Genomic DNA, 12186 nt, shown 5'->3' with positions numbered 1-12186 from the left:
CACCCGCACCACCCACACCCGCTCGCCGGTGTCCTTGTCCCGTGCCTGCACGTCCGGCAGGTTCGCCTTCACCTTGTCATAGTCGTTCGACGCCTCCNCCCCCAGCACAAACGCACCCGCCGGAAACACGTCCTCGAAACGCACCGGAATACGCGACGGCACCGCCATGAACTATCAGCCTCCGTAGGGTTCAGCCCCGCCGCCGGTGCTCCGGCCGCGGTCGGACAGAACCCACAATGCTCCGCTCGCCGAGCGCTCGCCAAGCGCATATACGCGAAGGGATAACGTCCCGCTATGGAAACGCGCCCCGCGTCACGACAGCCTTCCGGACAGCGCACAGAGCGCACTATCGTTTGACGGGCGACAAACACGGCGGGGGNGATGATCGGAGATGGTGCGNGACACCGCGGCCGAGGACTGGAAAGCAGTCGGCGAGGCCATCACCGCACGCATGCGAGAACGGCGCATCACACAGCAGGCTCTTGCCACCGCATCCGGGGTGTCCGTGGCCACCCTGCGGGAGCTACAGCGCGGAACGAGCCGCCGCCGGGCGCACGACTCCACCCTTGTGGCGATCTCCCGCGCCCTGGACTGGCCCGATGACCACCTGTTGACCGTCCTGCTCGGCGCACCCCCACAGACCGTGACGGCCCCACCAGCCCCGATCGACCGGCAGATCCTTGAGGTACTGCTGCGGATCGAACGGCAGGTGGCGACCATCGGCGCCCGTCTGCGNGTGCCCGTCCCGGACGACGGCGACGGCCTGGAGCAGCCCGGCGAACACGACAACGGGCCGGACCCGGCAGCGGAATAGCTCCGCGTGCAGGTCCGGCCCGCAGCCGTACCGACCATGCCCGACTCAGCCCGGCGGCACCACATCCGATGACGCAGCCGAATCCGACGACACAGGCGAAGCATCACCCGCCCCCGGCTCCGGGCCGACCCCGGCGAGACGGCTCAGAAACAGCCGCACCGTGGTCAGCGCCTCGGCGTAACCGGCCTTGTACGCCTCCTGCTCACCGGACGTCATCCACCGCGCCCGGTCCGGCACCGCATCCGGCATTGGCAACACCGAGCCATGCAACGTCAGCAGATCCCGCCGGGACAGCATCTCCGGATGGCGCATCCGATAGACCATGACCAGGTCAACATCCCCGTAGGCCGTGGCGAACTCCAGCCCGGAGGGCATGTCCGCCATCGCCCGGAACAGATCCGCCGAGTCCGATCCCGGCTGCACGACGAGCGCCCATTCCCCCTCTCCCCACGGCAGCATCGCCACCGCCGGCCGAGGCACCCCCGTCTCCTCTCCCCGCGCAGAGGCCGGCCGGTTCACCGAATCCGCCGACGTCGGGCCACCAGGTGCTCCAACGGTCCGCCGGGCACCATCCATCCTGCGGACGAGTCGGGAGGCGACTCGGTCAGAAACCGCAACGGGCACACCTGGTAGTCCGACCAGCCCCGATCGGAGGCGAACCGGTCGGCATCCGCCGCAGACGGGAACGTCAGCACCGTGTCCCGAACCAGCCCACTCCCACCATGCTCGAACCGCACCACCCCGAACGCCACCGCGTTCGCCATGCCCCGGGTCCCCGACGGCTCCACCGCCCTGACCTCCGCGGATGTCGCATCCGTACCCATGTCGTCCTTCCTGCCGCGTCGATGTGCGGACGGCGCCCCACCGCGCGATCAAGGCGACAACGGGACGGCCTGGACGTACGCTGACGCCACGACGCAGTTCGGAATAGATACGCGGCTGAATACCCAGCGTGGATACACTGGCCTACGGTGCACACATCGCCGCCCAGTAGAACCGTCACCTGACGGGAGCCGCCCGCCATGACCCGACGACGCCCGCTTCCCACCGCCCCTGCGGGCCTCTGGGACCGGCCCGACATGGCCGCCGCCCTCGCCGAGCGCGACATGCAGGCAATCCTGACGATCTACAAGCGGTGGACCGGCGCATCCCAACCCCAGATCGCCACCATGACCGGCGTCCCCCAGCCGACGATCAGCCTCATCCTCAACGGCAAGCGGCACGTCAGCGGCATCGACACCTTCGAGAAGTTCGCCGAAGGACTCGACATCCCCCGCGAACGGCTTGGACTCGCAGCGCCCAAGTCGGCCGAGGTCGAACCAGCCAACGGCCCGAACCGGCGGACAGTCCTCGCGGTCGGCGCCGCATGGGCGATCGACGAGGAGTTGGAAGAAGTCACCCGGCGGATGCAGGCTTTCGCCGCGTCCAACGTCGATGACACAGCGCTGGACCAATTGGAGACGAGCATCGAGGTCGTCGGCCGCCGCTACGAGACCAGCGATGCCGCCACCGTCTACCCGGTCGCGTTGAAGCAGCGCCGATGGGTTGCCGAACTCCTCACCGGACATCAGCACCCCTCCCAGCGTGCCCATCTCTATCTGATCGGCGGGAAACTCTCGGGTCTCCTGGGCTATCTCGCGTTCGACCTCGGGAACGAGCTGGTGGCCCGCGCCTACTGCAACGAGGCGATGAGCCTTGCCAAGGCCGCCGGGCATGGTGACCTCGCCGCGTGGGTCCGCGGCACGCAGAGCTTCATCGCCTACTACGGCGGCCGATACCGCGAAGCACTCGACCTCGCCCGCGACGGGCAGCGCTACGCCCGCGGCGGCCCCGCCTCCATCCGCCTCGCCATCAGCGGAGAAGCCCGCACCCTCGGCAAGCTGGGCGACGCGGCCGGAGTAGACGAGGCAGTGGGTCGGGCGCTCGCCGCCCACGCGAAGATCGAGGACGCCGACCCGGTCGGCTACTTCCTGTCCTTCGACCCGTTCACCGCCTCCCGCATCGCCGGGAACGCCGCCAGCGCCTACCTCGCCGCCGGTGCCCATCTACGGGCACGGGAGTTCACCGACCAGGCGATCCCCATCTTCGCTGCCGCCGACTCCACTGCCAGCCACGCCCTGACCCTCGTCGACGCCAGCATGACCTACCTCGCCGGACCATCACCCGAACCCGACCGGGCCGGAGTACTGGTCAGCGAAGCACTCGCCATCGGAGCCGACCTGCGATCCGAGGTAGTCGCCCGCCGAGCCAAGGACTTCCTGACAACCGCGGCCCAGTGGCGGACTGTCCCGGAGATCGCGAACGTGCACGAGGCAGTCAAAGCCTGGCGCCTGCCCACCGCATAGCCTGTTGGGCCGTGCCACCCACACCCGAGCAGCAGGTCGACGCCGCCGACTGGGAGACGTTCCGCCACACCGACCGGATGGCCGACCACTGGTGGTGGCGCCCCGGCTGGAGACCCGACCGGCACTACCTCACCTGGTATCTCGTCTTCCACGATCAGGCGCTCACCGACTACGTGGCCGGGTTCCAGCAGGACCTTGCCGACCTGGACTACCTGGACCCGGTGCCCGTCGACGGCCTGCACATGACCGTGCAAGGTGTGGCATTCGCCGACGAGATGACCGCCGACCAGGTGGCCGCGCTCGGCAAGGCCGCGGACGAGCAGTGCGCGGACGTCGAACCCTTCACTCTCACCGTCGGGCCGATCGCCGCCTACCCCGGCGGAACGTTCCTGCGCACCGCCCCCTGGCAGCCCGTCGCCGACCTCCGCGACCGACTGCGCACCGCCATCGGCGCGATCCTTGGTCCGGACAAGGTGTCCGACGAGCCAGCCCGGTTCAAGCCGCACATCAGCGTCACCTACTGCAACGCCACCCCACCAGCCGCCGAGGTCATCCGCCGACTCGCCGGCCTACGCACACGACCACCGATCAGCCTGCCCGTCGCCAGCGTCGACCTTCTCGAACTCCGCCGCGACGGCCATGCCTACCGCTGGGACATCCGCCACCACATCGACTTCACCGGCTGAACCACGACCACGAGCACGCCCACCAGGCCGGGCGCCTGACCGCGACCAACCCGCAGCACGTTGCCGAATCCCCCGTTTTAAGATCAAGCCGCGGTGCGGGCCCNCGCCGCGCGACGGCTGCGCGCGGCCGTAAACGGCCGTGCTCGCCGGTGCGTCGCCAGCCCCCTGTTACAAATAATTNCACAACCGAGGAGTACCGCCGGCCGTCAGCGACGCGACGCGGGTATGAAACGACATGACCCCTCGCTATCTCGGATTCGCGTGCCGCGAATGACGCGACTTGCCATGGATCTACAAACGCTACACCACCCAATCTCCGAGCTTCAGAATAGGAGTTTGACGAAGGTGATCGCGGAAGCGTGTCCCCGTCAGGCGCTGCAGGCTATTAGCCTTTCCNNTGAACTGATTGGTCCATTGACCATTCTCNAAATCTAGGACATTGAGGCCGCGCTTCAGACGCACATCCGCGTACTCGCTAAGATCAAGCACGTAGACTTCGTATTTTATGCCCGCTCGATGCTGATCGGAAAGTGAAGCCTCGATCAAATGCGCAAAGCGGAGATCGACGAGTCGAGCTAGGACTTCGTACCCGGGGCTTCGATTCTGAGAGATATCCACTCTGAAGTATGTATACTTAGCGCCTCTCACGGCAGAGGAGATTGCATCAAGTGCCGAGATTAGTTCGCTCGACCGAGCGGATGAAACATCTTGGTCCAAGTCACGCTTCTTGCTTCGCGCGNCATCACCGGCCGCTTGTGCCACATCCTGGCTTCCTATCTTGTCCGGCTTAGTCCGATTCTTGCGCGCGACCACGATAGATGATGCAAACAAATTCAAGTAGTCGCGTGGAACGCCACCGGACGCCAACACCAAGCGCCCGAGAGCGGAGCTCTTCGCGATTACAGAAGGAGCACCGACACCGGAGGCGATTGTGTATTCGGACAGGACCGATTCAAGGAAGATCTGAGCTGCTTTGGGATTCTCGAGCGTCACATCCAGGTCGATTTTNGATGCATCATGCNGCAACTCGAGCCCTGTTCGCGAAGACGGTTCAAATGNCCGAGTGAGTCGCTCAATACTCGCTACTTTAAGCCACCCGTTACAGTCGCGCAAAGTTCCTGCGAGATAGTCAAGTAGAAGAGGCTGTTGATCTCCGGGGAGCAGATAGAAATCATCAAGGAAAACATACATGCGCACGACNCCATCACGAAGGACGCCACGCAGCACACTGTTGATACTCGCGATTCTCGGGTCGATTGAACCGTCCTCCAATCTATCTCTCGACCTCAGGGCAGNTATACTGTCCCGTTCCGAACTCAATCTTGAGGCTGTTGGAGAACGGGATGATCCGAGATGCGTTATTATGGCCGACAGAATCAAATCTGCTATCACTAGATAAGCGGCATCGGCGTCAAGTCGACGCACGATATGGGTATTAACCCATATAGCTACGTGACCCTGTTTTTCAGCCATACTCTTAGCCTCTAGCAGCAATGATGTTTTTCCCACACCTCGACGGCCATAAATGAGATGGTGTCTCGAAGCAATCGTTGCAGCCAGACTTGCCCGAGGGTCCTCTACATAACGCAGACTTGGAAGCGCATCCGAGGTGCGGGACCGCGCCTCAAGAAGCTGAATCAACTGGGTGACATTTTGACTTGCAAGTGGGNNCACTTCATTCGGCACATCGGGGTTTATTGGATCGCCGATGGACGATCTGAACGTTACCGCGAAAGCCGAATCACTTTTGTATCGTTGATTAAGCTCGCGCTCGAGGGGGCCCGCGAAACTCTGGGCTTTTACAAGGTCCTCTTTGTCGACATAAATAATCAACCACCTTTCACCGGGAAATTCCCGCTCATCGACTTTCTGAACTCTAATATCCCATTCGGATAGCTTCTGTGTCAGATCATAAATGTGCTCAGACATCACACGTATCCGTTCTCGATAACAAAAGATTCGCAGGTTTTTACGAACACCGCCGCACTTGCGGCAAGTTTCCTGGCGTCATACTCCCATGCCTGCAAATTGGCTGNATAGCAATCATAGTCAGCCTGGTTGCGGAGAAGACGAGCTTCAGTCAGCTCGGCTTCCATCGTTACAACACCTGCCATCTGCTTNNGCAAATGGCGCGGAAGTTCGGAGTGTCTCTCAAAATCATCTCCTTTTTCGACCGCGAATACAACTGCTCGTGCCGNATGGTACATTGCATAATAATGCCTACTAATGGCCGAGCGATAATACGATTCTCTGATCATTCCATCGCCGGTACGCAGTTTTTCTCCAGCAAGGGCGAGTCGGTCGGAAACTACTTGGGTAACAATCTCGACGATCGGAAATGGATGTCTCGACTTGCCAGTCGAGAATGCGGCGACATCCTCTTTGCGAAGAGTCGAAACGTGTAGATAAATCTTTTCGACCGATGTTGCCGTAGGCATCCAGATTCCTTCTTCGTTAGCTGACGTCATCCCCTAAGACGAGTGAAGCTGTCCATCGTACGACATGGCAGAGAATCGGNGGTAGCGGGGGCAGCTACGGCAATACATCCGTGGAAATCGTCATCATTCACCAATTTACGCTCAATAGCGACATTCGCGACTAGAGTGACACTGCTCTCACGGCTTCGACCGGCCCCACCGGCGCAATACCGCCCGACGTCCAACAGGCGAACGCGCGAAGTCCACGGACGCACGGCTGGTTGGACCTCGGTCTGAGCAGGTTTGTGCGATCTGGCCATGGCGCGGTAATCTGGTCGGCCTCCCGCCATCGCGCACGCCAGGGGGCAGAAAGGCAGGCAGGGGGACNCCGGCGGACGGCCGGGAGACAGAGCCAGTTGCAGCGGACAGCCCGACCCGTTCGCCTTGCCAGCGGCGAGACTGGCGGTGGTTGCCCGTCGACCCCGGCGGATACGCATTGTCACCTTCATCGGAGGGGCGCCGTACCCCAGTCGTACTGCAACGGGGGTGGACGCCCGTGGACGTAGGCGGGCGCCGTCGCGTGCGCTAGCTGCGTCGATGGACTCTGGCGGACAGGCATGGACAGCTCTCATAAATCTACGGATTAGAAGGTTCGGCGCATCGCCTGAATGGACGCTGGTGCAGGTAGGGCGGGCGCATAGGTCCCCCCGACCCTCCGAGCTTGGGCCAAGGCATACTCAGCCGGGACACTTTGCGTCCCCATAAGCGAGTGCTCGCCCAAGCATCGCTCCTTCGCTGGCCAGGCGGTGTACCCACCGCTGTACCCGAGCCGGCGGACGTCGGTGGACGGGCAGGGACGCCCACGGACTTGGCACCCTGGTCTGCCCGGCCCGGCGGACGGCTGCGGACATCGTCGGACGAAGCGCCCGCTACTCTTAATCCGCGGGTTCGGGGTTCAAGTCCCTGACGGCGCACCCGCTCCCACCAGGCATTTCAGCCGCTCCAGCCGGTCTGCCGNTGTGGCCCAAGCAGCCAGCCCGGCAGCCGCGGGCAAGCATCATTCATCCTCGGCGCCTTCCGGCTGGTTACTGCTGTTTTCAACATCCGGCCTCGCTTCCCGCTGCCCACTGCGCCAACGGACTGCGGCACCGGCCCGACATGGCCGCCGCCCTCGCCGACCGCGACATGCGGACCGTGCTGGCGATCTACAAGCGGTGAACCGGCGCGTCTCAACCCCAGATCGCGACCATGACTGGGGTGCCGCAGCCGACGATCAGTCTCATCCTCAACGGCAAGCGCCAGGTCTCCAGCATCGAGACCTACGAGAAGTTCGCCGAAGGACTCGACATCCCCCGCGAGCGCCTCGGCCTCGCCGCCGCCCCATCCCCCGCGGACCAGCCGGCCGAAGGCGCTCCGGGATCAGCCGTCGCGGTAGTAGCCGCCGACGCTGGGCCGGACCGGCGGACGGTCCTCGCCGCGGTCGGGGTCGCCGCGTGGGCGATCGATGAGGAGCTGGACGAGGTCACCCGGCGGATGCAGCTCTTCGCCGCGTCCAACGTCGATGACGCCTCCTTGGAACAGTTGGAAGCGAGCGCCGAGGTCGTCGGCCGCCGGGCCAAAAATTTCCTGACCACCGCCGCCCCCTGGCGCACGGTGCCGGAGATCGCGAACGTCGCGGACGCAGTCAAGGCGTGGCGGATGCCCACGGCATAGCCTGTTGGGCCGTGCCACTCACCCCCCGAGCAGCAGGCCGACGCCGACAATTGGGAAACCTTCCGCCGCACCGAGCGGATGGCCGACCACTGGTGGTGGCGCCCCGGATGGCGACCCGACCGGCACTACCTGACCTGATATCTCGTCTTCCACGACCAGGCCCTCACCGACCATGTGGCCGGGTTTCAACGCGAGCTTGCCGACCTGGACTACCTCGACCCCGTGCCCGTCGACGGCCTGCACATGACCGTGCAGGGAGTCGCGTTCGCCGACGAGATGCCCCCCGACCAGGTCGCCGCCCTCAGGAAGGCCGCGGACGAGCAGTGCGCCGACATCGAACCGTTCACCCTGGCTGTCGGCCCGATCGCCGCCTATCCCGGCGGGACGTTCCTGCGCGCCGCCCCCTGGGCACCCGTTGCCGAACTCCGGGAACGACTACGCACCGCCATCGGCACCGCGCTCGGCCCGGACCGGGTGTCCGACGAGCCGGCCCGGTTCAAGCCCCACATCAGCGTCACCTACTGCAACGCCACCCCACCGGCCACCGAAGTCATCGGCCGCCTCACCTCCCTACGNCAGCGCCCACCGATCAGCCTCCCCGTAGCCAGCGTCGACCTCCTCGAACTCCGCCGAGACGGCCACGCCTACCGCTGGGACATCCGCCACCACATCAACCTCACCACCTGAACCACGATGAGGNCCAGAAGCACGCCGACCGGCATGCACACCCGGCGGCAGCATGTCGAAAAACCATCGCACGCTGCCGAATCCCTTGTTTAGGATCAAGACACGGTGCGGGCCGCGCCGCGCGACCGCCTGCGCGCGGCCGTAGACGGCCGTGCTCGCCGGGCGCGTCGCAGCCCGCACTGNCGAGACGATCCGGAGATATTCGAAGAGCGTTACTGGCTAACAGATTGGGAGAGCAGCCGAAAGCGAGGCAGGGCGCCGCGCCCATCCGCCACACATATCCGGTTAGCGGCTGAGGACGAGAAGTACGCGCTAGCACATCTGGCCGGGAGACCGCATCACAGTGCCATGCTCCGAGCGAATCGACCCGCACACCTACCAAGCGAGATCACGGGAGACAGGAAACGATAACACGACCAAGATTACCCCTCATTTCTTATGCGAGGTGGAAAATTTCTAGTGAGAACGCTTCCCTCATTGTCGCAGTTGTCGGAGTGTGCGGCACTCTGGCATCTTCAATATTTAGCCAGCAGTTGTCGCAGCGCGTCAGACTTCAAGAGTTGGAGCATAACGAGCGCCAACGCCTTGCAGAGCAAGAGGCCGCCAAGGAACGGCGAAATATGGATCAACGGCGTAACTGCTATGTCCAGTTGAACGCCAATGATCGAAATTATCGCGACGCGATGCTAGCTTATGCTTACGCATTAAAGGCAGAGTCTGCCGGCGAGGCCGAAGCGGCGGAGGTGGCGGCGGCCCGACGAGCCCAGCGTGATAGCCGGGCAGAAGCTCAGATGACTGCGAGCGACGAGGTTCTCAACAGCGAAGGTGGCATCAACGCCCAGCTCACCGAGGCCTATCGACTCCTGAAGCAGATTGAGCGCGCAAGCGATGCGAACACGCGTGAGCCCCTACTGGAGGAGGTCATTGAGCTTTTGGACGAGATCATCCTTATGATGTCGCGGATGAGAGCAATCATGCGGATCGAGCTAGCGATCACCGACAGATCGCCATTCGAAGATTANCACCCCGGTCAGCCTTCGTGATTATTACCAGCACAGATCGAGACCACCAGCCTGACTGCATCTGTGGGTATCGAGATCTGTCGACCGTTCGAACCGGGCCAGGTTGGTGCCTGACGCGTCTGCTCTCCCGGCAGCCGTGGAGTCGGGGCCCCGTGTATCCACCGCTGTACCCGAGCCTGCGGACGTCGGTGGACACCGGCGGACACTGGCCGGCGTCGAAGCCCAGGTCGCGCCGACATGGTGGATATCGGTGGACGTCCGTGGANGGCGCGCTGGCTACTCTTAATCCGCGGGTTCGGGGTTAAAGTCCCTGACGGCGCACCCGCTCCCATCAGGCATTTCAGCCAATCTGGCCGGTCCGCCGGAGTGCTTCAGGTAGCCATGGGTACACACCACTCACTTCTCGCGACGCAGCCGAAGCATCACCCGGCTCCGGGTCGACCCCGGCGAGACGGCTCAGAAACAGCCGCACCGTGGTCAGCGCCTCGGCGTAACCGGCCCTGTACGCCTCCTGCTCACCGGACGTCATCCACCGCGCCCGGCCCGGCACCGCATTCGGCATCGGCAACACCGAGCCCTGCAACATCAGCAGGTCCCGCCGAAAGAGCGCCTCCGGACGGCGCATCCGATAGACCATGACCAGGTCGACATCGCCGTAGGCCGTGGTGAACTCCAGCCCGGAGGGCAGGTCTGGTTCAAGTCCCTGACGACGCACCCGCCACTAGGTCTTGGACTTGGCGTTCATCTCGGCCACGGCGATGGCCTGGTGCAGGCAGTTGTAGGCGACGGTCTGGTCACGGCAGGGCAGTTCGGCGGTGAACGCCACCACTCACCGGGACGCGGGGCCCCCAAAGATGATCTTTGGTCGACCAGACCCGGGGCTGTGCGCTGGTCAGTTCTACGCAGAGTCGCCCGCTACCGAACGCTGGACGACTTCGAACTCCAGCAGGGACGAGCCCGAGGCCACGGGACGGGCGCGCTCGCCGGAGTGTGCCTCCATGGCCGGGCCGGTGAGCCAGGCCTGGAAGGACTCCTCGCTGTCCCAGTGGGTCACGACGAAGTACCGGTCGTCGCCCTTCACCGGGCGCAGCAGCTCGAACGAGACGAAGCCGGGCTGGCCGTCCACCGCATGCAGGCGGTTGGCGAAGCGCTTCTCCAGCTCGGGGCCGGCGCCCTCGGGAACCTCGATGGCATTGATCTTCACGACGGTCACCCGTTCAGCCTAGGCCCATTCCGGGCAGCCGTTGCAGGGCACGGCGACGTCGGCCGGGACGCGGGGCGGCTTCGGCGCTCATCGGTCCGGGCTGCCCACAGGGCGCTGATGGGCAGCGCCCAGATGCGGTCATCGAGGTCGAAGGGCATCGACCTCGTGGCCGTCGCGGGAGCGGAGGTGATGCAGCCGGGCCCGCGCAGTACAAGGTTTGCCGGTGGCGAGGCCCGGTGGCTGCCCTCCGGCCGGGGTCCAGATGGCGGTTACCCGCCGGGCGGCCCGATCGAGCGGGCGGACGTGACTCCTGTGACCCGGCGGGTGATCGAGTAGACGTCACGATGAGCGGAACGTTTCTCGCCGACCGCCGGCACTGACAGCCCCGCCGCGCAGGAGCCGGCCGATCGGGGAGTCGTCGAGGTGGGCCAGCAGGTCGTCCGGTCCGGTGTAGACGGCGACGGCCCCGGCCTCGCGTAGCTCGTCGCGGCCGATGCCGCCGGACAGGACCGTCACGCAGGGTATCCCGGCGTGGGCCGCCGCCAGGACGTCCCAACGGGTGTCGCCGACCATCACGGCGTCGGCCGGGTCGACACCGGAGCGTTCCAGCGCGATCTGGACGATGTCCGGCGCCGGCTTCGACGTCTCGGCGTCGGCGGAGGAGGTCACCGCGCTCAGGCAGTCGTCGACGTCGAGGGCCTCGCGCAGCGCCCGCAGCTCGTCGGCCGGCGCCGAGGTGGCCAGCACGACCTGCCCGCCGCGGCGGGCCACCTCCCGCACCAGCTCCCGGGCACCGGGCAGCGGCTGGACGAGGCCGAGGAAACCGGCGTAGTGCTCGGTGTGGGCGGCGGTCAGGATGTCGTCACGGCGGCGGTCCCGATCCGGCGCCAGCGCGTCCAGGAGCTGGTCGGAACCCATCCCGACATGGCGGTGGACGGCGACCATGGTGACCGGGTGCCGCTCCTGCCGGAACGCCCGGAACCAGGCCAGCACGTGGGCGTAGTTCGTGTCGACCAGAGTGCCGTCGAGGTCGAACAGGACGGCGGGAGCGGAATCGGTCACCGTCCGCTCTTACCCCGGCCCGATCGCCTTACCCGGGTGAGCGAGGTGTTCGTGACGTGGCCGGGTTCCCTNCCGGGGCCGGAGGTTCCCGGGTCCGGCGGTTACCGTGCGGCGGTGACGGAAGACCGGGTCGGCGAGGACGACGGCGGCGTCGCGCGGGCCAGGAACGAGACCGCGGCCGAACGGGCCGACCGTAACTGGAGCGAGTGGGTCGCTAGCCAGGCGGCGGGGGCCAG

9 protein-coding genes and 9 pseudogenes are annotated in these 12186 nt (G+C 65.1%); 6 read left to right on the top strand and 12 right to left on the bottom strand.

Translation table 11 applies throughout. From position 1 onward, the window contains the following. Positions 1-97 (bottom strand): annotated as a pseudogene (locus FF86_RS54920) (plasmid replication, integration and excision activator); the annotation flags it as partial. Between the two features lies 1 nt (position 98). Beyond that, positions 99-168 (bottom strand): annotated as a pseudogene (locus FF86_RS54915) (plasmid replication, integration and excision activator); the annotation flags it as partial. A gap of 283 nt (positions 169-451) precedes the next feature. On the opposite strand from FF86_RS54915, the pseudogene FF86_RS22385 reads away from it, so the two are divergent. Continuing rightward, a pseudogene (locus tag FF86_RS22385) lies at positions 452-735 on the top strand (helix-turn-helix domain-containing protein); the annotation flags it as partial. Between the two features lie 124 nt (positions 736-859). Here the strand turns inward: FF86_RS22385 and FF86_RS22380 are convergent. Both FF86_RS22380 and FF86_RS22375 read right to left on the bottom strand, forming a co-directional pair. Continuing rightward, positions 860-1294: a hypothetical protein gene (locus FF86_RS22380; RefSeq protein ID WP_242419289.1), complete on the bottom strand. Its 435-nt coding sequence runs from the start codon at positions 1292-1294 to the stop codon at positions 860-862. A 35-nt stretch (positions 1295-1329) separates the two neighbouring features. After that, on the bottom strand, positions 1330-1638 hold the full coding sequence (locus FF86_RS22375; RefSeq protein WP_242419288.1) for a hypothetical protein: 309 nt from the start codon (positions 1636-1638) through the stop codon (positions 1330-1332). Between the two features lie 198 nt (positions 1639-1836). On the opposite strand from FF86_RS22375, the gene FF86_RS22370 reads away from it, so the two are divergent. Beyond that, positions 1837-3159, top strand: coding sequence for a helix-turn-helix transcriptional regulator (locus tag FF86_RS22370; protein WP_044886746.1), 1323 nt, complete (start codon positions 1837-1839; stop codon positions 3157-3159). A gap of 11 nt (positions 3160-3170) precedes the next feature. Continuing rightward, positions 3171-3845 (top strand): 2'-5' RNA ligase family protein, encoded by a 675-nt coding sequence (locus tag FF86_RS22365; RefSeq protein WP_052681256.1) that lies wholly within the window; start codon positions 3171-3173, stop codon positions 3843-3845. A 1671-nt stretch (positions 3846-5516) separates the two neighbouring features. Here FF86_RS22365 and FF86_RS36285 read toward each other — a convergent pair. From FF86_RS36285 to FF86_RS54910, 5 genes and pseudogenes are all read right to left on the bottom strand, one after another. After that, the coding region (locus FF86_RS36285) for a hypothetical protein (protein ID WP_206779001.1) at positions 5517-5774 on the bottom strand (258 nt) is incomplete at its 3' end. After that, a pseudogene (locus tag FF86_RS67710) lies at positions 5774-5880 on the bottom strand (hypothetical protein); the annotation flags it as partial. The pseudogene FF86_RS67710 and the gene FF86_RS36285, both read right to left, overlap by 1 nt. 1 nt (position 5881) lies before the next feature. Next, positions 5882-5965: pseudogene (locus FF86_RS67705) on the bottom strand (hypothetical protein); the annotation flags it as partial. Between the two features lie 2 nt (positions 5966-5967). Then, a pseudogene (locus tag FF86_RS67700) lies at positions 5968-6042 on the bottom strand (hypothetical protein); the annotation flags it as partial. 1 nt (position 6043) lies between these two features. Continuing rightward, positions 6044-6283 (bottom strand): annotated as a pseudogene (locus FF86_RS54910) (hypothetical protein); the annotation flags it as partial. Between the two features lie 1227 nt (positions 6284-7510). Between FF86_RS54910 and FF86_RS54905 the strand changes: the two are divergent. From FF86_RS54905 to FF86_RS62965, 3 genes and pseudogenes are all read left to right on the top strand, one after another. After that, positions 7511-7975, top strand: a complete 465-nt coding sequence (locus FF86_RS54905) for a helix-turn-helix transcriptional regulator (RefSeq protein ID WP_236705717.1) — start codon at positions 7511-7513, stop codon at positions 7973-7975. Positions 7976-8149: 174 nt separating this feature from the next. Then, positions 8150-8550, top strand: a pseudogene (locus tag FF86_RS54900) (2'-5' RNA ligase family protein); the annotation flags it as partial. 1 nt (position 8551) lies between these two features. Continuing rightward, positions 8552-8662 (top strand): annotated as a pseudogene (locus FF86_RS62965) (2'-5' RNA ligase family protein); the annotation flags it as partial. A gap of 1362 nt (positions 8663-10024) precedes the next feature. Here the strand turns inward: FF86_RS62965 and FF86_RS22345 are convergent. The 3 genes from FF86_RS22345 to FF86_RS22330 all read right to left on the bottom strand — a co-directional run bounded on the left by FF86_RS22345 (position 10025) and on the right by FF86_RS22330 (position 11950). Continuing rightward, entirely contained in the window at positions 10025-10399 is a 375-nt protein-coding gene (locus FF86_RS22345) for a hypothetical protein (RefSeq protein ID WP_052681258.1), read from the bottom strand. 183 nt (positions 10400-10582) lie between these two features. Further along, positions 10583-10897, bottom strand: coding sequence for an antibiotic biosynthesis monooxygenase (locus FF86_RS22340; RefSeq protein ID WP_044886748.1), 315 nt, complete (start codon positions 10895-10897; stop codon positions 10583-10585). A 330-nt stretch (positions 10898-11227) separates the two neighbouring features. After that, positions 11228-11950 (bottom strand): HAD family hydrolase, encoded by a 723-nt coding sequence (locus FF86_RS22330; protein ID WP_044886750.1) that lies wholly within the window; start codon positions 11948-11950, stop codon positions 11228-11230. Positions 11951-12186: the final 236 nt, after the last annotated feature.

It is taken from the genome of Frankia sp. CpI1-P, from assembly GCF_001421075.1.
GTDB classification, from domain to species: domain Bacteria; phylum Actinomycetota; class Actinomycetes; order Frankiales; family Frankiaceae; genus Frankia; species Frankia torreyi.
Note: the sequence above shows the minus strand (reverse complement) of the source record. Positions and strands in the feature narration are given on the sequence as shown.

Bases quoted from the DNA above. Each gene is read 5' to 3' on its own strand.
- FF86_RS22375 (WP_242419288.1), bottom strand. From the start codon at position 1,638: ATGGGTACGGATGCGACATCCGCGGAGGTCAGGGCGGTGGAGCCGTCG.
- FF86_RS22370 (WP_044886746.1), top strand. From the start codon at position 1,837: ATGACCCGACGACGCCCGCTTCCCACCGCCCCTGCGGGCCTCTGGGAC.
- FF86_RS54905 (WP_236705717.1), top strand. From the start codon at position 7,511: ATGACTGGGGTGCCGCAGCCGACGATCAGTCTCATCCTCAACGGCAAG.